At 37.5% G+C, this 26,431-nt stretch carries 23 protein-coding genes; 3 read left to right on the forward strand and 20 right to left on the reverse strand.

What is annotated here, in order from left to right:
• Positions 1 to 170: 170 nt before the first annotated feature.
• The 13 genes from CLV62_RS11305 to CLV62_RS11365 form a co-directional block, all read right to left on the reverse strand.
• Positions 171 to 2,228, reverse strand: a complete 2,058-nt coding sequence (locus tag CLV62_RS11305) for a dipeptidyl-peptidase 3 family protein (RefSeq protein ID WP_110310893.1) — start codon at positions 2,226 to 2,228, stop codon at positions 171 to 173.
• A gap of 171 nt (positions 2,229 to 2,399) precedes the next feature.
• Entirely contained in the window at positions 2,400 to 3,518 is a 1,119-nt protein-coding gene (locus CLV62_RS11310) for a universal stress protein (RefSeq protein ID WP_110310928.1), read from the reverse strand.
• Between the two features lie 7 nt (positions 3,519 to 3,525).
• Positions 3,526 to 3,780 carry a DNA-binding protein gene (locus CLV62_RS11315; RefSeq protein ID WP_110310894.1) on the reverse strand — a complete coding sequence of 85 codons (255 nt, stop codon included), beginning with the start codon at positions 3,778 to 3,780 and terminating at the stop codon, positions 3,526 to 3,528.
• Positions 3,781 to 3,836: 56 nt separating this feature from the next.
• The gene (locus CLV62_RS11320; protein WP_110310895.1) at positions 3,837 to 4,565 is read right to left on the reverse strand and encodes a phosphatase PAP2 family protein; all 729 of its coding nucleotides are present in this window, start codon (positions 4,563 to 4,565) and stop codon (positions 3,837 to 3,839) included.
• Between the two features lie 272 nt (positions 4,566 to 4,837).
• A complete protein-coding gene (locus CLV62_RS11325; protein ID WP_110310929.1) occupies positions 4,838 to 5,596 on the reverse strand; it encodes an SH3 domain-containing protein in 759 nt (252 codons plus the stop codon).
• A gap of 7 nt (positions 5,597 to 5,603) precedes the next feature.
• Positions 5,604 to 7,439, reverse strand: coding sequence for a BatD family protein (locus CLV62_RS11330; RefSeq protein ID WP_110310896.1), 1,836 nt, complete (start codon positions 7,437 to 7,439; stop codon positions 5,604 to 5,606).
• A gap of 100 nt (positions 7,440 to 7,539) precedes the next feature.
• The gene (locus tag CLV62_RS11335) at positions 7,540 to 8,796 is read right to left on the reverse strand and encodes a BatD family protein (RefSeq protein WP_110310897.1); all 1,257 of its coding nucleotides are present in this window, start codon (positions 8,794 to 8,796) and stop codon (positions 7,540 to 7,542) included.
• A 5-nt stretch (positions 8,797 to 8,801) separates the two neighbouring features.
• Positions 8,802 to 9,542, reverse strand: a complete 741-nt coding sequence (locus CLV62_RS11340) for a tetratricopeptide repeat protein (protein ID WP_110310930.1) — start codon at positions 9,540 to 9,542, stop codon at positions 8,802 to 8,804.
• A gap of 70 nt (positions 9,543 to 9,612) precedes the next feature.
• A complete protein-coding gene (locus tag CLV62_RS11345; RefSeq protein WP_110310898.1) occupies positions 9,613 to 10,635 on the reverse strand; it encodes a vWA domain-containing protein in 1,023 nt (340 codons plus the stop codon).
• 70 nt (positions 10,636 to 10,705) lie between these two features.
• Entirely contained in the window at positions 10,706 to 11,689 is a 984-nt protein-coding gene (locus tag CLV62_RS11350; protein ID WP_110310899.1) for a vWA domain-containing protein, read from the reverse strand.
• A 14-nt stretch (positions 11,690 to 11,703) separates the two neighbouring features.
• Positions 11,704 to 12,813, reverse strand: coding sequence for a hypothetical protein (locus tag CLV62_RS11355; RefSeq protein WP_110310900.1), 1,110 nt, complete (start codon positions 12,811 to 12,813; stop codon positions 11,704 to 11,706).
• A 72-nt stretch (positions 12,814 to 12,885) separates the two neighbouring features.
• Entirely contained in the window at positions 12,886 to 13,764 is an 879-nt protein-coding gene (locus tag CLV62_RS11360) for a DUF58 domain-containing protein (protein ID WP_110310901.1), read from the reverse strand.
• Positions 13,765 to 13,887: 123 nt separating this feature from the next.
• The gene (locus CLV62_RS11365) at positions 13,888 to 14,880 is read right to left on the reverse strand and encodes an AAA family ATPase (RefSeq protein WP_050709890.1); all 993 of its coding nucleotides are present in this window, start codon (positions 14,878 to 14,880) and stop codon (positions 13,888 to 13,890) included.
• 598 nt (positions 14,881 to 15,478) lie between these two features.
• Between CLV62_RS11365 and CLV62_RS11370 the strand changes: the two genes are divergently transcribed.
• The 3 genes from CLV62_RS11370 to CLV62_RS11380 all read left to right on the forward strand — a co-directional run bounded on the left by CLV62_RS11370 (position 15,479) and on the right by CLV62_RS11380 (position 18,161).
• Entirely contained in the window at positions 15,479 to 16,741 is a 1,263-nt protein-coding gene (locus CLV62_RS11370) for a phosphoglycerate kinase (RefSeq protein ID WP_110310902.1), read from the forward strand.
• A 154-nt stretch (positions 16,742 to 16,895) separates the two neighbouring features.
• Positions 16,896 to 17,699: an AraC family transcriptional regulator gene (locus CLV62_RS11375; protein ID WP_110310903.1), complete on the forward strand. Its 804-nt coding sequence runs from the start codon at positions 16,896 to 16,898 to the stop codon at positions 17,697 to 17,699.
• Between the two features lie 93 nt (positions 17,700 to 17,792).
• On the forward strand, positions 17,793 to 18,161 hold the full coding sequence (locus tag CLV62_RS11380; RefSeq protein WP_110310904.1) for a VOC family protein: 369 nt from the start codon (positions 17,793 to 17,795) through the stop codon (positions 18,159 to 18,161).
• A gap of 62 nt (positions 18,162 to 18,223) precedes the next feature.
• On the opposite strand, the gene CLV62_RS11385 is transcribed toward CLV62_RS11380, so the two are convergent.
• From CLV62_RS11385 to CLV62_RS11415, 7 genes are all read right to left on the reverse strand, one after another.
• Entirely contained in the window at positions 18,224 to 18,922 is a 699-nt protein-coding gene (locus CLV62_RS11385) for a hemerythrin domain-containing protein (RefSeq protein WP_110310905.1), read from the reverse strand.
• The gene (locus CLV62_RS11390; protein WP_110310906.1) at positions 18,919 to 19,518 is read right to left on the reverse strand and encodes a LuxR C-terminal-related transcriptional regulator; all 600 of its coding nucleotides are present in this window, start codon (positions 19,516 to 19,518) and stop codon (positions 18,919 to 18,921) included. Before CLV62_RS11390 ends, CLV62_RS11385 begins: the two co-directional genes overlap by 4 nt.
• A 152-nt stretch (positions 19,519 to 19,670) precedes the next feature.
• The gene (locus CLV62_RS11395) at positions 19,671 to 20,657 is read right to left on the reverse strand and encodes an alpha/beta hydrolase (RefSeq protein ID WP_110310907.1); all 987 of its coding nucleotides are present in this window, start codon (positions 20,655 to 20,657) and stop codon (positions 19,671 to 19,673) included.
• Positions 20,658 to 20,759: 102 nt separating this feature from the next.
• Positions 20,760 to 22,382, reverse strand: a complete 1,623-nt coding sequence (locus tag CLV62_RS11400) for a glycoside hydrolase family 43 protein (protein WP_394337203.1) — start codon at positions 22,380 to 22,382, stop codon at positions 20,760 to 20,762.
• A 5-nt stretch (positions 22,383 to 22,387) separates the two neighbouring features.
• Positions 22,388 to 23,173, reverse strand: a complete 786-nt coding sequence (locus CLV62_RS11405) for a rhamnogalacturonan acetylesterase (protein WP_110310909.1) — start codon at positions 23,171 to 23,173, stop codon at positions 22,388 to 22,390.
• Positions 23,174 to 23,179: 6 nt separating this feature from the next.
• Positions 23,180 to 24,811 carry a rhamnogalacturonan acetylesterase gene (locus tag CLV62_RS11410; RefSeq protein ID WP_110310910.1) on the reverse strand — a complete coding sequence of 544 codons (1,632 nt, stop codon included), beginning with the start codon at positions 24,809 to 24,811 and terminating at the stop codon, positions 23,180 to 23,182.
• Positions 24,812 to 24,868: 57 nt separating this feature from the next.
• Entirely contained in the window at positions 24,869 to 26,419 is a 1,551-nt protein-coding gene (locus tag CLV62_RS11415) for a glycoside hydrolase family 28 protein (protein WP_110310911.1), read from the reverse strand.
• Between the last annotated feature and the right edge of the window lie 12 nt (positions 26,420 to 26,431).

Here is a 26,431-nt window from a genome sequence, read left to right on the forward strand (position 1 = left end):
AAGGATGAGAGTATATTCTCTCACTTATAAGTTAGGATTAGATAGTGCAAAAATAATCAAAATTTGCATTATTCCTAATGTAGCAATAAATATCTTTACCCCCAATTAAAAAAGAGCTTGCCGAATAAAATGGCAAGCTCTTTTCACATTTATCAATGATCGTGAGTTAATCAATTATAGGTTCGCAATGAGGAGAAGTCTTTAGAATATCTCAACATCTGCTCTACATAGCCTTCTTTATAGGAAATCTTGACATCAATAATTTTACCGTCTTTGTCTGTTACAGCCTCAAAAACAGGATTCACAAAACCTTTATATGGTTTTAAATTAAGAGCTTTGTACCTCGCTAGAACTTCTGTTAACAGCTTTTGATCTACCTGTACAGCATAATTTTCGACCAGACTCTTAGCTCCATTAAAATCTCCTTCCGATTTCACACGCTGTATTTCAGCCAATAATTGACCGAACAGATTGCGTAGTTTAGCATAGTCATTTACAACAACAAAAGTCTTGCCGTCACGTTCTTTAAATTCAACTACATTATCAGATTTACCTTTTTCATATACCCATCTGGCGATTAGTTGACGATTACGCATATGTGCTTCCTCTATAGTTTTGCCCGGCTCGATACGTGTCAACTGAGTCATCAAGCCATTCATCATAAAGCGATAGTATTCTGCTTTAAATGCATCTGCACTTGGAATAATACCCAGCTCTACTAATTTAGGATCAGCAATATAATACAAACCGAACAGGTCAGCACGAGCTTCTTCAATAGTCGAACCATAAGCCTTCAGAGCATCAGGATCAACTCCAGGCATCAATTGTCCCGAGCCATGTCCCAGTATCTCGTGTAAATCTGTATGTAATACATCTGTGATAAAACCATATTTATGAAGCAAATCCAATTCAACAGGCGACCATACAAACTCATCGCTAAATCCGCTATGCTCGGCAGCCTTATCGTATGCTTCCATTATATTTTCGATAGTCACAGACTTAGACCCATAGTCTTTACGTATCCAGTTCGAGTTAGGTAAGTTTATACCAATAGGCGTAGAAGGATAACAGTCACCTCCCAATTGGGCAACGGTAATAACCTTAGCGGTTACGCCTTTTACCTCTTCTTTGCGGAAACGTGGATCAACGGGTGAATGATCTTCGAACCACTGTGCATTCGTACTGATTATCTCGGTACGCTTTGTAGCTTCGGTATTTTTGAAGTTAACTGTAGATTCCCAACTGGCTTTCATTCCCAGAGGATCTCCATAGCTTTCGGTAAATCCATTCACGAAGTCTACTCGCGATAATGAATCTTGAACCCAAGCTATAGCATATTTATCGAATGTTCTTAAATCACCTGTTGTATAGAATGAGATAAGTTTTTCGATAACGGTCTTTTGCGCATCGTTTTCGGCAACACCTTTAGCTTTCTCGAGCCACCCTACGATGCGTTCTATTGCCGGAGAATATAATCCTCCCACTTTCCAGACTTTCTCTACTAATTTGCCGTTTTCTTTTACCAGACGACTATTCATTCCGTACATGATTGGAGTGGAATCGTTCGGGTTCTTCATTTTGGCATAGAATGCTTCGACCTCGTCCTGTGTTACTCCTTCACCATAATAGTTGTTAGCAGAGGTTTTGATTAAGTCTACACCGTCAGCCTGATTTACTTTCTTCGCCATTACATTCGGATCGAACATCACAGGCTCTATCATTGCAAAGAAATCGTCAATACTTTGATTTTCCATTACAGGAACTTTATCCGCAGGAAGCTTTTTGACTTCTGCCTCAAAGAATTCTTTTGAAAATCCCGGTAAGAACTTTTCCTCTCCATAGTGATGGTGAATTCCATTCGAGAACCAAACTCTTTTCAAGTAAGTTTCGAATTCCTGATAATTCTTATCAGTTTTATCTCCACTATAATTTGCATATATAGCCTCTAATGTACGACGGATTGCCAAATTGTATTTTCCGTTTTGATCGAATAAAATATCACGCCCTTCGGCTGCTGCCTGAGCCAAATAATATACTAGTTCTTTCTGCTCCAAAGTCAGGGACTCAAACTCGGGAACCTTATAACGCAATATCTGCAAATCTGCAAATGCGTCTACTTCATACTTAAAATCATCATCTTGCGAAGTTGTATTCTGCGGGTTATTCCCCCCACAACTTCCTAAGACGATCGACAGTCCTGTCATTGCCATCGCGATAGTCTTCTTCATTGGTTTATTAATAGTATATAATGATGCATCTATAAATCATAGCAGGTTTTGCTATTTTACTTATCGAAGTTACAAAAAGGTCTCAGACCTTATTTACAACAAATATAGAATCTACCCGATAATAAACGGGCGGATTCTATATTCGATATGCTTGCAAAAACAAATAAGTAGTTACCCCCGTAAAACGAATAACGGGATATCAGATTGAAATAACATTTTGCGAGATACGCTGGGACGGAACATACGTGTAAATAAGTTCCTCTTTGCTGTAGTCAATGCTATTATATCTATATTGGCCGCTTCTACAAACTGCTCTAGACTTACGAGGCTATCAGTACTCGATATCAGTTTATAATCAATTTTAATATTACTATACTGTTTTTCGAAATACGATTGTATTCCTTCCAGTTTTATAAGAGTCCACTTATCCGTTTTCTTATCTTCAATATGAGTCAGATGTATTTTAACCTCCTCATGATTGAAAAACTCCATCATTGCAGCAAAGGATACTAAATCTCTTTGACTGAAATTAGTCAGAAAAGAAATATTCTTTACTTGGTGGAAATCGGTAAAAGACGTTCTCTCGGGGATTGCCAATAGAGGTATTCCGGTCATCTCAATAACTTCTGCTGTAACACTACCGATCAGATCAGCACTTTTCTGATCTTTACCTCGTGTTCCCATCACTATCAATGAAGGCTTATAATCCTTAGCATAAGCTACAATTTCCTCCTCGGGCAATCCTTCTTTCAGTACATAAGAATAATTGATTGGTGGAAATTCTCCGCTTGCTATTTTTTCATCAATAGTATTACATAGTTTTTGGATATCCTTATTTACCCTTTCCAGTATATTTTGAAAATCGGCTTCCTCCTTACCTTGGTAGGCGAATGCCTCTGCCATAGGTAATGCGGTAGGATAGTAGGGATTAAAATATACGTGGATAATTTTAACCTTAGCCTTAATTTCTTTGGCTAGATTAAAAGCTATCCGGCAAGCCTTTAATGAGTAATCTGAAAAATCGACAGGTACCAGAATACGCTTGCGTCCATCGTCTGTTCTGTAGGTCTCGGGTTCACTGTAGCTAAATAAGTTACGACTTTCCACTACATTCAATGCCTTAGGTAAATCCGATTCATTAATTCTCAGACGTACCCCTGTTATTGCATTGGAATCTTTGTCCCCGACATCCTCCATCAACACCGAGATATTTTCACTCTCAAGTACCGATTTCAAAATCTGAGCCTTTTCATTTGTATGAATGGCAAGTGTTACGAATTTATCGCCCATAATGTTTTTACTTTTTTTCTTTGTCAATCATCTCTAAAGCCATATTCAGTATAGAGGTATCTTCGAGTAATACAATCCCACCATTGGGACCTGCCTCGATATGTACCCCACAACTTTGACCCTCTTTGTAACTATGTCCACCGAAATAATTCCGTACGGTTTCTACAGTCAGGTTCAATTCTTTTGCCATCTTATGAATACTTCCATCGGGCAAACTGTCTTTAATCTTACGAAGCTCATTGTATGCAATAGTTTTTGTCATGATGAAATATGTTAAGGTTCAGACTAAGATTGTTGCTTTAAAATTAAGCAATCATTTTAAAAGAACCAACGAAACCCGTACATAAAATTCATAAAGCTTATGATAAAAAGTGTTATGACTATCACAGCTATGGTTATACAGACAATATTGGCTCGAAAATGAGAGTAAGCAGGTACACGTAATTCTTCCGGAGTTTGCTTTAGAAGCCGTAAACGTCCGTATTGGAAAAGCAGATATACAAGAAAACCCACTATACCGCCTAAAAGCATTCCACCTATTACATCCGATATAAAATGAACACCTAAATATATACGTGAATAACATGTAAGAGTCGCCCACGAAAAGATAACGACTGTAAAACGCCTGTATTTAAATACCAGGGACAGAAAAGTTGCAATACCAAAACCATTGGCTGCATGAGCGGAGATAAAGCCGAACCGCCCCCCTCTGTAATTATTTACAATAGTTACATAATCCTTAAAATCGGGATGATGGGTCGGACGCAATCGTTCGAATATCGGTTTTATTACTCCTGCTGATAATTGATCGCACAATAAACCGACCAATACCATGCAGACAAGTAATAATACAGATTGTTTCCACGGCATTTTATAGAAAAAAACACCTAAACCAACTAATACCAAAGGAATCCAAGTTGCTTTACCACTATACATCCACATAAAACTGTCCCAAAAGACGTTATGGAATTCATTTAACCAAAGGAAAGTTTCTCTTTCGTAAGGTAAAATCTGTTCAACCAGACTCTCGGGATTAGTTTCTATCATATGCCAGTTATAAGTTATTAGTTACAGAAAGTAAACAATTAAGGTAACAAAAGTAACGGTAGATGACTAAAAAAGTGTCACTTTTGAGATTTAGGTAAACAACTATAGATCAAACGATAATCGTCAAAAAGGTTACAAAGGTAACAAAAGTAACACTTTTTTCACGGGTTTTATTTTTCCCTTGTTTACTGTTTTTTTACGCCGCTACGGTTCTCTGCTAGATAGATAAATTCGTATCATAATAAGTTACTCAGACTGTTTCCTGTAACTCCTCAAATTATTTCTAATTTATCTACCTGAATCCAACCAACACTACCATCAGCAATTTCTATTTCATACCAGCTACCATCCACTTTGGTTATTGTAACCTTAGTACCTGCATGTAAAACAAATAATTCTTTGGAAGTGGTGTTTGGCGAACTCACAACAGGAGCCGAACCTGCCATAACGATAGCCGTATCTCTATTCTCGACATTCTTCTTTTGAGTATAAGCAAATACATTTGTAAAGATAAGCAGTCCGAACAATACTATTCCCGTATAAAATCCGGTCTTCTTCAATACCAGTTTTGCACTAAAGAAAAACAAGAACAGGTTACCTACAAAAAAAATAAAGAATACAATTGACAACATAGCCCAACTATTGGAAGGAAGAAGATCCCTTACGCCTTCGAACCACATCTTAAGAAAGAAATTATCTGCTGTAAGAATTTTGTCTTCTATTTTCGTTTGGGCATACTCTATATTATGCTTTATATCGCGGTCTCCCGGATTATATAACTGAGCCCGTTCATAATTCAGTATAGCCAAAGGAATTTCATTCACCCTGAAATATGCGTTACCTAAATTATAATATAATTCGGATGACACTTTACCTTGTTCTTTCTGAGCCTTTATTTCGCCTTCGAGAAGGGTTATAGCATCTCTGAAATCGCCTTCCTGATATGCTTTAGCAGCTTGTTCCGCCACATTTTGAGCACTTATGCCAAAGGTGGAAATTATGATTAAAAATGATATTAATAACTGTTTCATACCAAACTTACTTTTTGATTCTAGAATTTTCCATTTCACCAATTGCATCCACTGCATCCTTATACAGGTCGTCCATTGCCGTGTCTGATTCAACAGGAGCATAGCGGGCAAACTCGCAGGTATCCAATATGGAAATAAACTTGGTTATCAGTTCCTGAGAAGCCCCGAATCTGATCAGTTCCTGTTCGATATTATCCCTGCTCAATTCAGCTACAGGAATAACAAGCTTATCACTTAAATAACCCCAAGCCGCACGTAATATCTCTTCATAGAATTGCTCTTTCTTATGAGCCTGTAGATATTTTCCTGCCAATTTAAGACGCTTAACTGCCACTTTATTAGCTCGCTTGGTTTTCATTCTGGCAATATCCGCATTCTCCTGAATTTGTTTTCGATAGAGAATAAAGAAAATTACAAATAAGAGCGATGGTATTATATACCACAACCAATAACCAAGTGATCCGAAAACAAAGCTGTCTACAGAAACCAAAGAGGGTTTACCTGTTTTAATATGTCTGATATCTTGCTCTACCTGAACATCCGACTGGGTGAAGCTCGTAGCCGAGTTACTTCCTGCATGCGGATCTTTCGCCACATTCAGTGTATATTCGGGTGTAGAAATTGTTTTATACGACCTTGTCTTAATATCGAAATAGGATAATGACAAAGGTGGTATTTTGAACGTACCCTGATAACGGGGAATAAACAGATATTCAATCGTTTTTGTTCCGGTGAGACCATTATCCGTATATTTCAAATCATTGGTGATCTTGGGATCGTAAGACTCAAAATCTTTAGGAAGTTCCAATGTGGGGGTCTTAATCAACTTCATATTACCTGTACCCGAAATAACCAGCTTGATTGTCACAGGATCATTTGCTTTTATATCCGTAGCCGAGATAGAAGGTGTCATGGAGAATGTACCTACTCCATTTGAGAAATCAGCAGGTTTTCCGTCCGGCAATGGGCTTACATCAATAGTAAGAGGGCTTGTAGTCATGGTTTTCTTGACATCGGTCATTACATATTGAGGTCCGAAAAACGTTTGAACGGTTTTGCCTGACTTCACATTAAATACCATCTCTATCTTACCCGACGGTATAGTTATTTTACCCGACCGTTGCGGAAAAAGAAGTGTCCTTCTTAAATCTACAGCATAATAGTTTCGACCATTATAATGCTCAAAAACCATCTGACGAGTAGGTGTTAAAGGTTGTTCTTCAACCATAAAACCATCAAATTCGGGAAATTCTATTTTACCAATATCCCGAACTTCAAGTGTAGTATAGAAACGGAAAGTAACTACAAAAGATTCTTGCTCTGAAACTTTCGATTTAGATACTATCGCCCGTATAAAGGCATCTGTAGAATTTATATTCTGAGCAGTAGATGTTGCAGTGGAAGCTTGACCGCCTCCGCCTCCACCATTGCCCGATTGCTGAGCTTGTGCATTTTTATCGGGAGGTAATACTTTTACCTGAACCGTATTTGAAGTATAACTTTTACCGTTAACCGTTATTGTAGCTGCCGGAATAGTGAATGTACCTTCCGAACTGGCACTTAATGTATAAATATAAGACTCCGAAGAATCTGTAGTCACATTACCATTTATAATCTGAGTACTGGAACTCGACGACATAGCCGGTCCATATAAAATTTCAAATCCTTTGATCGACGACGGGGCATTAATATTACTTCCGTCTCCTCCCCTTAATGTGTAAACCAGTCTGAATTGATCTCCCTTAGCAACTGCGGCAGGAGCATTAGCTGTAAATTTTACATTCTGGGCATTTAATCCTAAACTAAGGAATAAAAGTATCCATAATAACAAATGTCTTTGCATCTTTAGCCTGTACATTATCATATTTCTTTAACTAATCCCTATTTATATAAATACTGGTTTATTCTCATTTATTATATTTCTGCAAATATAAATATATATATCAATATAGACCGGCAACTACAGTACCTTTGAGCTTAGGCTCTGTTACTGTAACCGTATACTCCGAAGAAGTGAGTACTTTATATGTACCCGAATCGGTATCCAAATACACAAACCTCACGGGAGGAATTCTATAAGTACCTGCTTTCTGAGCGATCAACAGATATCCAAAAGTTTTGTCACTCTGTATTCCCAAATCTCCAAAGAACGAATAATCCTCACTCTTCATATCATACACCTCAATACCCTCAGGCAGATCTAAAACCGGAGCCGAAGCTATACTTAAATCACCCACCCCGTCAACAATCAAGCTCAGAGCAAAAAGGTCTCCAACCTTTGGCTGAGAACCTTTAATTTCGGATCGTAGTTTAAATTTACCTATTGCATCTGAAAAATCGTCCGGTTTATTCCCAGGTAATCTAACAACTCTTACTGATATTGGTTCAGACTTAAACAACTTATCTACACCTCTAACTTGATCTTCACCGGCATAATATCCTCTTTTTGTCCGATCCAATATCCTTGTATCAAAACTCAAAGACGCTTCAACCTCTGTTATAGCCAGTTTACCTGTACGATTGGGGTAGATAATAATTTTCCGTAAATCCGACACCGAATATTGGCTTCCATTGTAATCTTCTTTTCTAAAAACCGGAATACCCTGATGATCATAAAAAGGTTTACTTCCGACTTCAAAATCATCCAATACGGGATAGTCTATTTGTTTGACTGAAAGCAACCGTACTTTTGTAAACAATTGACAAGATAAAACAACAGCTTCACCTTCATATATCTCTGGTCTTGAAACTTGCGTTCTCAAAAAAGCATCAATGTCGTAATACTCTTCCTTACTCTCATGCTCTCCAAGTACTTTCAACTCAACTATACTTGTTTTATATTCTTTTCCTTCAACTTCTATAGCAGAAACAGGTATTGTAAAAACTCCTTTTTTATTAGCCTGCACAATGTAAAGAAATGACTTCCATATCTCATAATCGCCATCCGATGAGCCTGAATAGTTATAGATATGTGGTCCACTTTTCATTTCAAATCCATCAGAAAACTTAGGAGGCATGAAATTTATCCCCTCTCTACTCCCTTTTAAGATATATTCTAAACGAAATGTTTCACCAGCATTAACCACCCGAGGATACTTTACTTCAAAAGTTATATCTCCAGCGTTCAGCATTTCAATAGAAGCAAACAAAAGTAAAATAACAAGAAACTTAAATGTTGCAGCCTTATTAGTCACACCCATCTATCTTACCAGTCTTTACCTTGTTTTCTATTATTCTCGTTCTGCTTCTTTCGTTCTGCAGCTTTTAGTTGTTGAACACGCTCTTGTGTTTCTTTTTCGTCTTGTTCGATCGCTTGCAGTAATTGTTGAATATTTTCCTGCGACATCTGGTTTTGCTGATCTTGTTTCTGATCGTCTTTCTTCTGATCTTGTTTTTGATCTTTATCTTTATCCTGATCCTTATTTTGATCTTTATTCTGGTCTTTATTTTGATCCTTGTTCTGATCTTTGTTTTTATCCTTATCCTTGTCTTTATCCTTATCCTTATTGTCCTGATCTTGAATCATCTTTTGAACCGTTGCCAAATTGTATCTGGTTTCCTCATCATTAGGATTTAATCTCAATGCCTTTTTATAAGACTCCATCGATTGTTTAAGGTCTTTTTTTCTCAGGAAAGAGTTTCCTACGTTATGCCATGCAGTACTCATCTTTACAGGATCTGTATTCTCGGCAGCAAGATATTGTTGATAAGTTTTCAAAGCCTCATCTATATTACCTTGCTTATAATATGTATTCGCCAGATTATAAATAGCTTCCTTTGAAGATACGTTTTTAGTCAAAGCATCTTTGTAACTGGCTTCGGCTGCATTGTACAATTGCTCATTATACGATTTATTTCCTTCTCTGACAGCCTTTCTCACCTCACGCTGAGCAAAAAGCCCGAAAGAAACGGCTAACATTAATATAGTAAGAGTTATTTGTTTCATAATCACCTTATAAGTACTTTCAACCATTTTTTGTCATATCGTTCTACCAAAGCAGAAGTATTGACCTTTATTATCTAAATAATCTGATGTTTCTGAATATTCTATTTTTCTTATCGAAAATACATATTTCAACTAACAACAGAATCAACATACACCAAGCGAAGAATTGAAACTTCTCATCGTATTCAGAGTATGCACTTCCTTCTACATTTTTCTTTTGCAGTTTATCAAGTTCGGCTTGCAAGCTTTTTAATGCATTATTAGAATTATCAGCTCTTACATACATACCTTTTCCTGCCTGAGCGATTTGCTTACACATATCTTCGTTCAACTTAGTAACAACAATATTACCTTCGCTGTCTTTCTTCATTTCATTGCTTGTAGGAGATACGGGAATAGGTGAACCTTCGGGAGTTCCTACCCCTACTACATTGATCTGAATACCTGCAGCTGCGGCTTGTTCTGCCAATTGCACTCCATTATCCTCATGGTCTTCACCATCAGTAATAAGAATTATCGATTTATCGACTTCTTTATCACTCGTAAAGCTATTCATGGCAATATTGATAGCACTTCCAATTACAGTTCCCTGAACAGGTACTAAAGAGGGATCTATATTTTCGAGGAATATCTTTGCCGATTGAATATCCGTAGTCATCGGTAATTGTACATAAGCCTCTCCGGCAAATACTACAATAGCCACTTTATCATTCTTTCTCTCATCAATGATTCGAGTCAAGATTTGCTTAGCCTTAGATAATCGGTCAGGATTTACATCTCGTGCCAACATCGAATTAGATACGTCAATGGCGATCACCAATTCAATACCTTTCTTATCTACTTTTTCTATTTTTGTACCGAATTGAGGACGCGCAGCTACAATTACGCCAAAAACAATTACAGCAAAAATCAACCAGAATTTCAAATACGAACGTTTTAAAGAAAGTTCGGGCATTAATCGCTTTATCAGCTTTAAATCTCCCAATTTCTTTACAACTTTCAGTTTCTGTATATTCAACAGGATAAATCCTACTACCAGAACAGGCAGTATAAACAACAGATACAAATACTCGGGGTTAGCAAATCGAAACATATCTAAATTTTATATTCGGTGAGGTCTAAGACCTTTTTATTACTACTTAATACCATATACATTGCTACACTTATGGAATACTGCGGAATATTGTTCGGCGCAAAACAAGTTCACCCAACAATAAGGCTATAGCCATCAAAGCATAAGGCAAATACAGTTCTTGTTTACGGGTAACTTTATTTACACTGATCAGGTATTTCTCCATTTCATCAATCTGCGTATATATATTCTTAAGACTTTGATTGTCAACCGCTCTGAAATATTCTCCGCCAGTAACAGAAGCTATTTCAGTAAGCGTTTTTTCATCTATATCAACAGGTACGTTCTGGATACGTTCACCAAAAGGAGTCATAACCGGAGCAGGTGCAGTACCTTGCGTTCCCACACCAATTGTGTAAACACGTATACCATAACTTTGAGCAAGCTCAGCTGCTGTTATCGGTGCGATTTGTCCTCTATTGTTAGAGCCGTCGGTCAATAATATGACTACTTTAGATTTCGATTGGCTATCCTTTAATCTGTTTACTGCGTTTGCCAGTCCTAAACCGATTGCAGTACCATCTTCAATCATACCCGGTCTTATTTCATGCAGCAAATTCAATAGCACACCATGATCGGTAGTCAAAGGAGCTTGTGTAAAGCTTTCTCCGGCAAAGATCACAAGTCCTATTTTATCTTGTTCACGATCCGAAATAAATTCGGCTGCTACTTTTTTGGCAGCTTCTACCCTATTAGGTTTCAAGTCTTGTGCTAACATTGATCCCGACACATCGAGCGCCATCACAATATCAATACCTTCCGATTGTGATGTTTCCCACGAATTACTCGCCTGAGGACGTGCTATAACTATTATAACTAAAGCTATTGCAACAAGCCGTACAACAAAAGGGAGATGTCTCAAATGTACTTTCCAGGATGATCTGATTCCTCTGAAAGCGGCAGTAGACGACATTTTGATGGTCGCCTGAACCTTTCTCAGCTTAAAAATATACCACCCAATGAGCGGAATCAGTAATAAAAGCAAAAATAAATATCGAGGGTTTGCAAATTCCATTTTGGACTTAGTTTTTAGCTATTAGCATTTGTTGACTTGTTTTCACTACCGCCTTTGTCTCCGGTAATCCGCCAGTTTATAGGCTCTTCTCCCTGTGATGTGCTACTACCCTGATTCGGTTCGTTCGGATCAGCAGGAGGTGCAACCTCTTCTTTCTTCGTTTGATTCACAAACAAATAGGCATTTACCAAACTTAAATCGTTTTCATCAGGAAATGGTTTATATTTAGCGAACTTCACTAAATCGGCTAATTTCAATATCTGTTTTAAGCTGTCACTCGACGATTCGGCAGTCACAAAGTTATTCACAATATGGAGTATCTCGTCGGATGTCATCTCAAAAGCACTAACACCGAAACGATCCTCTATATATTTCCGTAATATATCGGTTACTTCCGTAAAGTATTCTTTCTCTTTGCCTTGCTGCCAAAGTTTTTCTACTTTCACATGATCCAAAGCGTGTAAGGCAATAACATGAGGAGGTTCAACAACAACAGGTTTGAAGTAATAACCTTTCTTCTTTTTCTGAATATACATATATATACCGATACCGATAGCTGCCAAAAGAAGGAGTACCAACAAGGTTATAACGATATAAATAATATAATCCTGCCATACGAAAGGTGGTTTCTGAATTGCTTTTATATCATAAACTCCCAACTTGTCAAATTCGACAGAATCGGTCTGTTGCGTTTTTAATTGCTCCAGATAACTGAGAGTAGCTTCCGATAGATTGGGTGATACAACTTTGAGCCCAAAACCATTTGATTCGATTGTATCCTTACCGTCTATAACAGGTATATAAGGTATATGATACAATGCCGAATCGAATGAAGTAACTATATACCGTTGAGTGATAGTCATTACCTCGTGTGCATAAATGGTATCTGCCTTAGGCATAGCGAGAACCTCTACGCCGCTTACCAAAGTATCGGCAAAAACAGGCATCACCACTTGCCGCCCTTTGGGGGCAATAACTTCTAAGCTAATGGTAGCTTGCTGTCCTATCGCTATTTCATAAGGCTGTACAGTGGCTTTAGCTGTTGATCGTTGGGCAACAACCGAAAACTGTATAGAAATACAACTGAATAGAATAGTTAGTATTAATATCTTTTTCCTTAGCATATATGTAGTTACAAGTTATAAGTTACGAGTTACAAGTCTATTTATTGAGTAATCTCTCAAAAAGACCCGTATTTATCTCATATAGTTTCGTTTCTGAAATAAAGCCAAAAGACCCTTTACATAATCCTGATCGGTACTCATCGATACATTATCCACCCTGCTCTTTGTGAAAGACTGTTGTACTTCAAACAGCATCTTCTGGTAATATCTGTTATAACGCTCTCTGACTTTTTTAGAGGATGTATCAATCCAAGTTTCCTCCTGAGTTTCGGCATCGACCATCTTCATCAAACCAACCGAAGGCAGTTCAACTTCAAGCTTATCATATATCTGCAATGCCACAAGATCGTGCTTACGATTAGCGATAGTCAAAGCATTCTGATAGTCAAACACATCCAGAAAATCGGAGATTAAAAAAGCTGTACATCTCTTTTTTATGGCATTAGTCAAAAACTTCAATGCCATAGTAAGATCGGTTTGTGTATGAGTGGGTTGAAAATCAAGAAGCTCACGAATTATGTATAGAATGTGTTTCTTTCCTTTTTTAGGAGGTATAAACTTCTCTATCTTATTGGTAAAGAATATCACACCTATCTTATCATTATTCTGAATAGCCGAGAAAGACAAGGTAGCCGCTATTTCAGTAATGATATCGCGTTTTGTTGCATTCTGAGTTCCAAAGTCAAGACTTCCAGACACATCAACTAGCAACATAACCGTCATTTCGCGTTCTTCTTCAAAAATCTTGATGAAAGGCTTATTATATCGGGCAGTCACATTCCAATCAATATCACGAATATCATCACCATAATTATATTCCCTTACCTCCGAGAATGCCATCCCCCTGCCTTTAAATGCAGAGTGATATTGTCCGGCAAAAATATTGCGAGACAATCCCCGGGTTTTGATTTCTATCTGACGTACTTTCTTTAGTAATTCACTTGTTTCCATGTCCTACGTTTTCTTTAAGGTCACAGACCTTTTGATTGGTTTGGCTAACATCACAACCTAAACATGTTGCAATGCTATAATAAAAGGATACTCGTTTTGTATCGGTTATTATCCAACCGAGGATCAAGGAACTTCTATCTTGTTTAGTATTTCGCTAACAATCTCGTCAGAAGTAGTATTACTTGCTTCCGCTTCGTATGTAAGACCGATACGGTGACGTAATACATCGTGAGCAACAGCTCTTACATCTTCGGGAATTACATATCCTCTACGTTTGATAAATGCATAAGCTCTTGAAGCCAGTGCTAAACTGATAGATGCACGAGGTGAAGCACCAAATGCAATCATATTCTTCAATGATGGAAGACCATTATCAGCAGGGAAACGTGTTGCAAATACTATATCAACAATATATTTCTCTATTTTTTCATCCAAATATACATCCTTTACAACCTTGCGAGCTTCAAGTATTTCATCAGCTTTCAATACAGGTTTTACTTCTTCGTAAGCATCATTGATATTTTGACGAAGAATTAGTTTTTCTTCTTCTTTCTTAGGATAGTTAATTACCACTTTCAACATAAAACGGTCTACCTGAGCTTCCGGTAGCGGATATGTACCTTCTTGCTCTATCGGGTTTTGAGTTGCCATTACCAGGAATGGTTTTGGTAATTTCAATGTAGTTTCGCCAATAGTTACCTGACGTTCCTGCATAGCCTCAAGTAAAGCACTTTGTACTTTAGCAGGAGCACGGTTAATCTCATCCGCTAATACGAAGTTAGCAAATACAGGTCCTTTCTTGATAAGGAACTCTTCGTTCTTTTGACTGTATATCATTGTACCGACAACATCGGCAGGCAACAAGTCGGGGGTAAACTGAATACGGTGATAATCTGCCTCAATTAACGAAGCTAGTGTTTTGATTGCAAGCGTTTTTGCCAATCCGGGTACACCTTCCAGTAATATATGACCATCAGACAATAGTCCGATCAATAGTGATTCGACCAAATGTTTTTGTCCGACAATCACCTTGTCCATACCCATCATTATCATATTAACGAACGCACTCTTACTCTCTATACGTTCATTTAATTCTCGAATATCAACTTGAGCCATAAGTAGAAAATATTATATTGTTATTTTTTGATTTTCGTTAAAAGCGTGACAAATTTATAAATGTTAAATGTCAGAATGAATATTTTGTCGTTAAAAAAGATTAAGCCATCAATACAATTTCCAAATCGTTCTCAAACTCAACAAATCATCTGTAAATGTGCCTTTTCGGGCTTACCTCAACTTTCTTGTAAAACTGAATTATCCAATTCCCGAAAATTCATTTATTACAGAAAACACCTTTACATGCTCCAACTAAAACACTCGATGACACAATAAACAACCATCCCTCCAACGATCGGTCGTAAAAATAGTCAATAAATCCAATTATCAATATATAATGAATCTTGTTTTACTTTTATTAAGGTCTCAGACCTTCCCTGTTGTCAGTTATCAATTATATGTACACGAGCTAACAAGTATGTTTACTGATAACAGTTGGCTGTTAGCTCGTAACTATTTTACGTTACTTATACGATTTTGTAATAGAACAAAAAATATCTTCAAACATAATTTTGTATATTTGTGTCCCTTTGGATTCAAAACCCACTTAGGAAAAGCTAAAACGATAAAAACTAAATATTTTTAATTACAAACAGTTATGATAACAATTGACAAATTCAACTTTGCCGGTAAAAAGGCATTTGTGAGAGTTGACTTTAATGTGCCTCTTGATGCTAATTTCAACATCACTGATGACACACGTATCCGTGCAGCTCTTCCTACTTTGAAAAAAATCCTTGCTGACGGAGGTAGCCCAATCATTGCATCGCACTTGGGTCGTCCTAAAGGAGTTGAAGACAAATATTCATTGAAGCACATTCTTGGACATGTATCTGAACTTTTGGGTGTTGATGTTCAATTTGCAAATGACTGTGCAGGAGAAGAAGCTGCTATGAAAGCTGCCGCTCTACAACCCGGAGAAGCTCTATTGTTAGAGAACCTTCGTTATTATGCTGAAGAAGAAGGCAAACCAAGAGGTTTAGCTGATGATGCTTCTGATGACGAAAAAGCTGCTGCAAAAAAAGCAATCAAAGAAAAACAAAAAGATTTCACTAAAACTTTGGCTTCTTACGCTGATGTTTATGTGAACGATGCGTTTGGTACTGCTCACCGTGCTCATGCTTCTACAGCATTGATCGCTGACTATTTTGATGCAGAACACAAAATGTTTGGATTCTTGATGCAAAAAGAAATAGACGCTGTAGACAAAATCATGTTGGAGCCAGCACGTCCATTTACTGCAATCATCGGAGGATCTAAAGTTTCTTCTAAAATTGATATTATCGAGAACCTACTTTCTAAAGTAAACAACCTTATCATCGGTGGTGGTATGGCATTTACTTTCGAAAAAGCTAAAGGTGGAAAGATCGGTAACTCTCTTTGTGAAGACGATAAACTAGAGTTGGCAAAAGAAATTATGGCTAAAGCGAAAGCTAACAATGTAAACATAATACTTTCCAGCGACGCTAAATTAGGAGACAAATTCAGCAACGACGCTAACACTCAATTTGCTGAAGCTAATGCAATTCCTGACGGATGGTCTGGTTTTGACATTGGTCCTAAAGGTGAAGCTGAGTTTTCGGAAGTTATCAAAAACTCTAAAACGATTCTTTGGAATGGTCCAGTTGGAGTATTTGAATTCGACAATTTTGCTCACGGATCTGAAGTTGTTGCTAAAGCTATTGCCGAAGCTTCTAAACACGGTGCTTTCTCTCTTGTAGGAGGTGGTGATTCTGTTGCATGTGTAAACAAATTTGGTCTTGCCGATCAGGTTTCTTATGTATCAACTGGTGGTGGTGCTTTACTTGAATTTATCGAAGGTAAAGTTCTTCCAGGAATCAAAGCGATCAGAGGATTTTAAGTTAAAAGCTTAAATACATAAAGCCAAAAGAGCTTATTCCTAATTGGAATAAGCTCTTTTTCTATCTAAAATTTAAATGTCCTTTTTTTACAATTACAAAAACAAATTATCCTTTAACTTTGAGGTTCAACTAACTGCTATATTCTAATCTGTTATGGAAACTTTCAATATTATATATCCATCACCTGTACTTGCCCCTTATATAAGGTATTACTGGTTATTGAAAGTCGATACTATTTCCGAGATATCAGAGACTAGTATTCCTGTTGGTTGTATTAACCTCATCTTTCATAGGGGAAGCAGAATGTTTTCGGAGACTTCTAAAGAGCTACAACCCCAATCATTTATCGGAGGACTATCCACCGAATTTACAGAACTTACCTCAACCGGAAATGTGGATATGATAGTTGTTGTATTTCAACCCTTCGGTGCCAGAGCATTTTTCGCTCTACCCATGAGTGAGTTTTTCAATAGTTGCATTTCTGTAAATGATATAGGAGATATTTCACTTAAAGAGCTTGCGAATCAAATCCAAGATAATACGGATAGCTTATCATCGATAGCACTTATCGAAAAGCATTTCATAAAACAGCTTCATTCTTTTGATGACCACAATTATAAACGGATAGTTACCGCCATCGAAGCAGTGAATAACCAACCATTGATAAACATTAATTCATTATCAGATATGACCTGTCTCAGTAACAAACAATTCACACGCATATTTACTGAGTACGTGGGCGCTAAACCTAAAGAATTTACACGAATCATCCGCTTTCAACGGGCGTTATATATTTTGCAGACAAATCCTCAGATAAGTCTAACTCAATTAGCTTTTGAGTGTGGCTATTACGACCAACCTCATCTTATAAAAGAGTTCAAAACCTTTTCAGGTTGTACCCCTACCGAATTTATGGCAAATTGTCCGCCCTACTCCGACTATTTCTCAACCCTTTAATGAATGTCCTTTTTTTACAAGTTTTCAGAGACATGTAATTCTACTTTTGTAAAGTCAAATAAAGAGTAATATTTCCACTAAAAATCAGATTTTATGAAAAAGTTAATTGCATTCTTTGAGATTCCTGCAACCGATCTAGAAAGGGCTGTCAAGTTTTACCAATCAGTTTTTAAGATTAAATTTTCAGTTCACGATTGGGGACAGGAGAAAATGGCATTCTTTCCAGAAGAAGATGGAATATGTCCCGGAGCTATTTCGTGGTCACCCACTTTTAAACCTTCGAAAGATGGTATCTTAATTAGCCTTAATTGCGAGAATATGGAGGCGTCACTTTCTATTGTCGAAAAAGAAGGTGGAAAGATTCTTATTCCAAAGACTAAAATTGAGGCAGAAAACAGAGGCTACTTCGCAGTTTGCTTAGATTCAGAAGGTAATAGTATAGGACTTTACTCCGATTTATAAAAAAGAAGAGTCAGTATTCAATAAATACTGACTCTTTATATCTAAATCTCTTTAGTCACGTATTAAAGAACGCCTTTCTCAATTGTTTTCACCCGAGGTATAACAAGGCTATCTTCAATGAATGTATGTGACGCTAGTTCTTCTTCCGACATATATAATTCAAGTAGAATATTAGTCATTAAAGTTTGATCCTTTACCCCTGAAACATATTTAAGAAGAATACGTTTTAAATCGGCAATCTTTTCTTCTATATTATTATGTCGCTCTTCAAAGATATTGATAGAGTATTTATCTTCATTTGACTTATTCATTAAAGACTGAACATATGGAAACACCGTATTATCCTCGTACTTCATATGGTCATATACTTCTTTCTTGTAATTATCAAAGAAGTCTAACACCAATTTTTCGAGGCTTGATTCTTCCTCTGAAAAAATCAATTTCAATTTCCTTCTGATATTAGGCAGCCTGCTTTCCAAGAAATACTCATGAGAGCATTTCAAATAATACAGAAATGGCTGCAACGGAAGCTTATTAAATGCTTCCTGAACATCCATAATAGGTTTGTTTGACTGAATATTTGCCAAGAACAAAAAACATTCGGGATTGAAGCCGTACTGTTCGCAAACAGCCCCCACACTTTTATCTCCAAAGCCTAATGAAAATTTAAGGCGAGTCAACAAAAGCAATAATTTGTAATCAGCATCAATAAGATCCGACATTTTCATTGCCTTACTATATTTCACCGTTATATTGCTCATAATTGTATGTCTTTAATGTCCACTAATTTATTTAATATTGCATAGATTGTAAGTCCCGAAACACTATGTATTTCTAATTTCCGTCCTATATTTCGTCTGTGTGTAATAACTGTATGTATCGATATATTATGGTGTTCGGCAATCTCTTTGTTACTCATACCCTTTACAATACTTATTAATATCTCTTTCTCGCGATCACTTAATTCACTCTGATCGGAAACTTTCGAGACATCTTTATTCAGACAAGCCGAGAGGACTTCTTCAATCTTAGATTCCGAATCGTTTATTCTGATCACAGCATCGTAGGACTGATAAAATCGCTCGTCTATCATATTATACACCAATGCGATCAAAGGTATATGTTTTTCTATATTTAAATGCTGCCTTACGTCCCCTTTATGCGAATGTCCCAACAACATCGGATTGATGAGTACTGCATCCGGTTTCAATATTCCAAGCTGATAATTAATATCCTCCAATTCTTTCAGTTCAACCACCTTCGATACGATAGGTAATTGAGATAGAGTGTATACTAATCCCTTTCTTATTATATACGAAGTTTCAGCAACCGCTAAAACTTTACTTAAATTTGCCATTGTTTCAGCTCCTTATCTAGAATCATTCTTTATAAGCACAAAGAACGTTATTTAAATCCGAGCAGGCAAGTGTTGGTTTAAAGTTTTAACAGAAAAATATCACATCAGCCTATTGATACATCGACTTTTAAGCAAAGATACCCTTGCAATACCTAGAATACTTTATCGAGGTAATCGGTCATATACTTCACTGTTGGTTCAAACCAGGGCTCAAATAACCAAAAGGGGTGAGGTGTATCAGGCAAAGAATATATTTCTGTACTAATATTATAAACCGTCAGTTTCTCTATTAATTCATCCCGTCCGCCATGAAACCTCGGTATAGAACTGTTTATAAAACAAACCGGGGCAGATTCTTTTGTGACCCAATAGACAGGCGAAGCTTCTATCCACGGTTCTTTATTCTCATCATAAGTAGTACCAAACCATTTAACGGAAGCTGATACTTTATTTTTAGAAATTGCTTCTAAAACTCCGTCAAGCGATTCTTTTGTAGTAAAATCGGAAATACCATCAATGTTTATTACAGCATGCACATTACTTGTGTGGTTGGAGTACTCTCTTCCTAATCCCTCATAAGATGCTTGTCCGTTAATTACTCCCAATAAAGTTGCAAGTTGTCCACCTGCCGAGCATCCCGATACTGCGATTCGTGTTGTATCAATTCCGTACTGATCGGCATTTGCTCTTATCCATCGAAGAGCCGTTTTAAGATCGTGCACTGCTGCGGGATAAATAGCTTCGGGAGATAATCGGTATTCTACCGGAATGGTAACATATCCTTTAGCGGCTATTTGTTCTGCCATAGGTATTTGCAAAGATAAATCGCCGGAACTCCAGCCACCTCCATGTATCATCAATAAAGCAGGGTATTTCTTTTCATCATCAGGGCGATAAATATTGAGATGTAAAGATCTGTTTGCGGAAGGCGTAGAGTATATTATTCCGTCCTTTGCAATAACATTATCAGGCAAGAGAGGCTTCACTATTTTTATATACGTACGTTTCTTGCTTTCCTTTATATAGGTACTATAAACCGTAAAAGACGTATCGCGAGGGATACCATCTATTATTACCTGAGCAGACAAAGTACTTCCCCCTGTCAGTAGAAAAGTTATCACTATAAATAAATGTCTCATAAGCTATTTTCTAAATAAATTAAGAGCAGAGGTAAAACTACTTTACAAACCTCCGCTCTTAATAACCATAACCAGATAAAAAAAACTAATAATCAATCTTGATTATTTTTCCAACCTAAACCAGTCTACATCGACCCTTCCTCCATCATTTTTGGGAATAGGACGAGAGCAGAATGTACCAATCTTAGCACCAATCCATTTACCTTCTTTCGCTTTAAACTCGTTACCTAATGTTATATATTTTTTGTCATCAGTACTATAACTGAATATGCATTTGTTTCCCGAAGTCATTTTTACCCGTAGATAAACAGTAGCGTCTTTTAGATTTACAGATGAGTTAACCGATTCTTTAGTACCTTTCTCTGCATTTGTACATTCCGATTGAGAAAGAATAAATCCATCAGCAGTATTTTCAAATGATAGTAAAGCATAGTCCAAACCCATCACTACTAATCCCGTTCTCTCACCTGTAAATCGAAGATCAGGTTTTAGAGTCAATTTTACAGTAGCTGTAAAATCCGGTGCAGGAATCTTTTGCAACAATAAATTAGGCACATCCCACAGACTTTTATAATCGTCCGAAACAGGTACCGAATATAAACTCAAACAACCTTGCTCTTTATTCGCAAAATGCCACCACGACTGAGGATTACCATGCCATTGCCACTGCAAACCCAAAGTATTGGTAGAAAACTCATCGCTTTCGGCAGGCGTTGCAATAGGATACGTTTTGCCTACGTTGGGTTTCTTATGTGTAAGAACAGGTTCACCACAGCCATCGCCGTCTTTGTCTACGCCAATTACAGGCCAGTCATTTTTCCAGACCATTGGTTGTAAGTGAGTAATTCGACCAACTGCTCCCACATCCTGAAAATGTATAAACCAATCTTCACCCGTTTGAGTATCTACCCATGCCCCTTGATGCGGCCCGTTAATGGGTGTTTTTCCCTGATCCATTACCACTTTACGCTCATAAGGTCCGAAAACATCTTTCGATCTCATAGCTAATTGCCATCCTGTAGCAACCCCTCCTGCAGGAGCAAATATGTAATAATATCCATTACGTTTATAGAATTTTGGTCCTTCAATAGTAGGATCAAGATCGTGTCCATCGTAGATAATACGTGACTCTCCTACTGCTTTCTTTCCGTCGGGAGTAAGCTTTGTTACAGCCAAAAGACTTTTGATGCCTGCACGGCTACCGGCATAAGCATGAGCCAGATACACATCCCCATTATCGTCAAAAATCGGGCAGGAGTCGATCAAACCTTTTCCCTCTTTCACCATAACAAGAGGTTCCCATGCACCTGCCGGATCTTTTGTTTTAGTCATAAATATTCCCTGATCGGGATCACCATAATAAATATAGAACTCGCCTTTATGGTATCTGATCGCAGGAGCCCAAACTCCACCACCATGCTCTACTTTCGAAAAAATTGAGTCGGGTGTCAATTTATCAATGGCATAACCAATGATAGTCCAGTTTACCAGATCCTTCGAATGAAGTATCGGCAATCCGGGTACACAATTGAAGCTGGACGCTGTCATATAATAATCGTCGCCAACCCTACAAACATCAGGATCGGAGTAATCGGCATACAGAACAGGATTTTTATAAGAGCCATTACCCAGATCGGCAACCCATGTTTTTGAGATACTATTTTGAGCATTCATTCCTGACATTGCGCAGCATAGCAATAGGCCAAGTATGCTTTTTCTGATCATTTTCATTATTTTATTTCTTTGATTAAAGGTTTTACATCATTCTCTTTCAATCCTTCTACGAATAAGGATGCCATTATTCGTGCTCCGTTTTCTTTGAAGTGCGTATTATCTGTTTTCCCTTCCGGAAAGATTCTATTTTCGCCTGATGCGATATGCAAAAATAATGAAGCTGACTGATCTTTTCCCAAGCTAATCAATAGATTTCTACTCTTTTCATACATATCTATCATCTCTACATTTTTATCTTTCGCGACTTGCCGAGCCAATTCTATATACTCACCATGCGAATCCTGAAATACTCCATTCGAGTCGAATCGCCTTCGTACTACCGAAGTGCAAATTATTGGTTTTCCTCCTTTTGCTTTTACCTCATCCACAAAACGAGAAAGATTTTCAACATACTGTTTTGGTGAAGTATAGCGATCCGGGCGATCTTCTGCCGAATCGTTATGTCCAAACTGAATAACTACATAATCTCCTTTTTGTATATTGTCTATAATCTTCTGCCACCAGCCTTGTTCTATAAAAGTGCGTGAACTTCTTCCATTTTGGGCATAGTCTTCGACTACAACATTATCGTTAAAGAACTCAGGGAGAAGCTGCCCCCATCCTCTTTCGGGAAAAGCTTCCTTAATACTATCACCTGCAATACTATCCCACACATTTTTATACAGAGGCTTAAGTGCCATAGTGGAATCGCCTGCCATAAATATATGCACAGGTCTTTTGGTCCCTGCAAAAAACAGGCATAAGGTAACAAAGGTGACAGATATAAGCAGGAGTTTTTTCATTGGTGCTTAATTACTATTTTCGAATAAAAACCCTTTAACCTGAACATTCTTTAGATTGATATACTTATCTGATGCCTCCATTTTATACCAGGGATAGAACCGAATATAGAATGTTTCACCCTGAGGTATCTTCAATACTTTATTGAATGTATATGTCTTAAACTTCTCGTTCGGCAAATCATCCATAATCGTAATATCTTCGGTTTCAGAAAAACTCTGATCGATTGATCCCTGAGCTGTAAAGGTCATATATTTGCCACCAACTGCTCCCATTTCAAAGTGCAGTGAGTCTATAAAGAATGTACCTTTCGGTGCTGTTATAGCCAGCTCTAAATAACGGGAAGCATTCAAATCGATATCCCCCGAAGGCCATTTATTATCCAATATAGTTACTAATACTTCATTATTCTTATCCACAAATTCCAGACCTACAGCTTTAGCTCTCACCTCAACATTATTGTTTATTAATGGGGTGTCTCGAGAAATAACAGACCAGTCGGTTTGCTTCTTTTCAGCTCCTTTAAGGGAAAAACCAATACCTTTCAGACTAATTTCCTGACGTATATTATCGTCCGACAACAGGGTCAGATTCCCTTCGTATTTTTCAACCTTTTCCGGACTAAATTTCACAAAAACAGGATAACTTAAATTACCATCAGTGTAGGATACCGTTAATTTATTCTGAGGTGTTCCATTTTGCTTAGTTAATAATTCAAACGGAGATTCAACAGTAAGTTCTACTGTTCCGGATTTTGGAGTAAGATCTAATCCCTGCAAGGTAAACATCTTTACTGTTGATTTTCCTAAAAACTGCGATCCGAAATCCCATTCCGCAGGCTTTATATTTATATCTGACGACAAGGTCAAGTAATCGGTCAATATATTCTGCTTCATAAGATCCTCAACAGCCAATCTTGCATATAATATTCCTCCCATTGCTTTTAGATGAGTATTATCATTATTAGCATAGATAATTTCTTTCGATTTTTCTGCTCCATATTCTAAAACCATCTTTTGTGTCAAAAGAGTCATATCAACCAATGGCACCGATAAATCATGGGCAAGAGACCGCATCGCCATAGGATAGTTCATTGTTGAATCGTCAGGAGCCAGTTCCGTCAGGCTATGCAATCCTTGACCCGTGATTTGATTATTTTCATCGAATAACCGCCTGACTATAGGAGTAAATAAAATAGGCATAGCTCCCCTCTCACGCGACTCGTCTATATATCTTTTAAGATAGCCTTGATATTGTCCCCAAGCGGCTGTTCCCCGTCCGGTTTCATCATTAGGATCAGTATCCAATCCGGCGGCCTTTTCATCGTTATGTCCGAATTGAATAAAAACATAATCTCCGGGATTTAGGCTATTTCTTAGATTTTTCCAAAATTCATAATAAAACGATTTGGAACTTCGCCCGTTTTTAGCCGCATTTACCGATCGAATATCACCTTTCAAAAATAGAGGCAGCATTTGTCCCCATCCTCTCATTTCCTTTTCTCCGCTATTTTTATCCTCATCATAGTTTGCCATTGTTGAGTCTCCAATAGTAAGAATCTTAATTTGAGCGGTAAGAGTTCCTCCTAAAAAAAGAGTGCACAGAAGCAAAAAGGTGATAAGTAATTTACGATATCTCATAACATTAATAAACTATTGGTATTATACAGAGCAAAGTAATAAAAAAGGTTTGTGACCTTATTTATCGAGTCTTGGTGTTTTTACGTTATTCAGGAAATTATTTCCCCATATAACATTACTGTTGGTTATCTGGCAAAAGATATCAGCCGGAACCAATTGAAAACAATTATTCACCAAAACATTATTTACATTCTTCAATTCAACAATCGGCTGATTGCTTAGTGGAACTTTCGACCTTACGTTATTCAATACAATGTCTTTACAATCATCAAAAGCGAAAGAAGCGCCTTTCTTCACTGCTAAATCGACATTGTGGAATTGAATATTGGTCGCTGTTTTAGCCGTAAAACCATCATCGGCAGTCATGTTTATATTCGAAAATGAAATTTCAGAAATTGGCATCTCACTTATACCTGTTATATAACCGACCTTTTTCACATCACTACCTGTAACATCACTGATATGTATATTACGGAAAACAGGCGTACGATCCGAAACTGGTTCTTCCTTTGAATCTTTATCATAGAACAGGTCGAAGATAAAAGCATTACGCTGAATATTATTCATCACAATATTAGTAACTCTTATCTCTTCAACAATACCACCACGACCTCTGGAAGCTTTTAGACGGATTCCCGCATCAGTTCCATTAAAAACACAATTAGAGATAGTAACTTTCTTTACTCCACCCGACATTTCGCTGCCTATAACTACGCCGCCGTGACCTGCAAGCATTACACAGTTTGTTATCGTTAGATTTTCACAGGGTCTGCCGTATATGCGCCCATCTTCATCACGCCCCGACTTAATGGTAATACAATCGTCACCCACACTTATAAAACAATCCGAGATACGTACATTTCGACACGATTCGGGATTAATTCCATCCGTATTATGCCCTTTAGGGTTACTCGATGGGTTATTAATAGTTACACCATGTATCACAATATCATCGCATCCAATGGGATTGATTGTCCAGAAAGGTGAGTTTACAATGGTGATCCCCTCTATGTGGATATTCTTACATTCCAAAAACTGAATAAAAGGAGGACGGAAAAATTTACGCTCTAAGGTCTTCTCATAATAAGGTGAAACCTTTATATCTTTATTTGCATCCAGCCATTGTTGTTGCAATTGGTTGGTTGACGATGTTTTTCCGCTAGCATTAATCTCGTTGATGAAACGTCTCGACTCGTCCCACCATTTAAAGCCTTGTCCGTCTATCTTTCCACGACCTTTGATGGTGATATTTTCGACCTTCTCGGCATGAATTAGCGGTGACAGGCTATTCATAAACACACCCTCCCAGCGTACTTTTACGAAAGGAAGATAATCTTCGAATCTGTCTGAGAAACTGAGTACAGCCCCCGATTCCAAATCTAGAGTAATATTGCTTTCGAGGTGTATAGCCGCTGTCAGATAATTTCCGGCAGGGAAATAAATAGTTCCTCCACCTTCGGCTGCTGCTTTTTTAATTGTTTTATTGATTAAATCCGTGCAGATTTTCTTTCCTGTCACATCAGCACCCAAAGCCTGCATATTGTAGACTTTGGCTTCTAACGCCAACAGCGAGAGCGAAAATATAATGAGTAGAAACGTCTTCTTCATAATTAAATATTT

It is taken from the genome of Indolivaga alginatilytica, from assembly GCF_003201355.1.
GTDB classification, from domain to species: Bacteria; Bacteroidota; Bacteroidia; order Bacteroidales; family Dysgonomonadaceae; genus Dysgonomonas_A; species Dysgonomonas_A alginatilytica.

Excerpts from the sequence above, each read along its gene's own strand:
- CLV62_RS11305 (WP_110310893.1), bottom strand. The coding sequence starts at position 2,228 with ATGAAGAAGACTATCGCGATGGCAATGACAGGACTGTCGATCGTCTTA.
- CLV62_RS11310 (WP_110310928.1), bottom strand. The coding sequence starts at position 3,518 with ATGGGCGATAAATTCGTAACACTTGCCATTCATACAAATGAAAAGGCT.
- CLV62_RS11315 (WP_110310894.1), bottom strand. The coding sequence starts at position 3,780 with ATGACAAAAACTATTGCATACAATGAGCTTCGTAAGATTAAAGACAGT.
- CLV62_RS11320 (WP_110310895.1), bottom strand. The coding sequence starts at position 4,565 with ATGATAGAAACTAATCCCGAGAGTCTGGTTGAACAGATTTTACCTTAC.
- CLV62_RS11325 (WP_110310929.1), bottom strand. The coding sequence starts at position 5,596 with ATGAAACAGTTATTAATATCATTTTTAATCATAATTTCCACCTTTGGC.
- CLV62_RS11330 (WP_110310896.1), bottom strand. The coding sequence starts at position 7,439 with ATGCAAAGACATTTGTTATTATGGATACTTTTATTCCTTAGTTTAGGA.
- CLV62_RS11335 (WP_110310897.1), bottom strand. The coding sequence starts at position 8,796 with ATGGGTGTGACTAATAAGGCTGCAACATTTAAGTTTCTTGTTATTTTA.
- CLV62_RS11340 (WP_110310930.1), bottom strand. The coding sequence starts at position 9,542 with ATGAAACAAATAACTCTTACTATATTAATGTTAGCCGTTTCTTTCGGG.
- CLV62_RS11345 (WP_110310898.1), bottom strand. The coding sequence starts at position 10,635 with ATGTTTCGATTTGCTAACCCCGAGTATTTGTATCTGTTGTTTATACTG.
- CLV62_RS11350 (WP_110310899.1), bottom strand. The coding sequence starts at position 11,689 with ATGGAATTTGCAAACCCTCGATATTTATTTTTGCTTTTATTACTGATT.
- CLV62_RS11355 (WP_110310900.1), bottom strand. The coding sequence starts at position 12,813 with ATGCTAAGGAAAAAGATATTAATACTAACTATTCTATTCAGTTGTATT.
- CLV62_RS11360 (WP_110310901.1), bottom strand. The coding sequence starts at position 13,764 with ATGGAAACAAGTGAATTACTAAAGAAAGTACGTCAGATAGAAATCAAA.
- CLV62_RS11365 (WP_050709890.1), bottom strand. The coding sequence starts at position 14,880 with ATGGCTCAAGTTGATATTCGAGAATTAAATGAACGTATAGAGAGTAAG.
- CLV62_RS11370 (WP_110310902.1), top strand. The coding sequence starts at position 15,479 with ATGATAACAATTGACAAATTCAACTTTGCCGGTAAAAAGGCATTTGTG.
- CLV62_RS11375 (WP_110310903.1), top strand. The coding sequence starts at position 16,896 with ATGGAAACTTTCAATATTATATATCCATCACCTGTACTTGCCCCTTAT.
- CLV62_RS11380 (WP_110310904.1), top strand. The coding sequence starts at position 17,793 with ATGAAAAAGTTAATTGCATTCTTTGAGATTCCTGCAACCGATCTAGAA.
- CLV62_RS11385 (WP_110310905.1), bottom strand. The coding sequence starts at position 18,922 with ATGAGCAATATAACGGTGAAATATAGTAAGGCAATGAAAATGTCGGAT.
- CLV62_RS11390 (WP_110310906.1), bottom strand. The coding sequence starts at position 19,518 with ATGGCAAATTTAAGTAAAGTTTTAGCGGTTGCTGAAACTTCGTATATA.
- CLV62_RS11395 (WP_110310907.1), bottom strand. The coding sequence starts at position 20,657 with ATGAGACATTTATTTATAGTGATAACTTTTCTACTGACAGGGGGAAGT.
- CLV62_RS11400 (WP_394337203.1), bottom strand. The coding sequence starts at position 22,382 with ATGATCAGAAAAAGCATACTTGGCCTATTGCTATGCTGCGCAATGTCA.
- CLV62_RS11405 (WP_110310909.1), bottom strand. The coding sequence starts at position 23,173 with ATGAAAAAACTCCTGCTTATATCTGTCACCTTTGTTACCTTATGCCTG.
- CLV62_RS11410 (WP_110310910.1), bottom strand. The coding sequence starts at position 24,811 with ATGAGATATCGTAAATTACTTATCACCTTTTTGCTTCTGTGCACTCTT.
- CLV62_RS11415 (WP_110310911.1), bottom strand. The coding sequence starts at position 26,419 with ATGAAGAAGACGTTTCTACTCATTATATTTTCGCTCTCGCTGTTGGCG.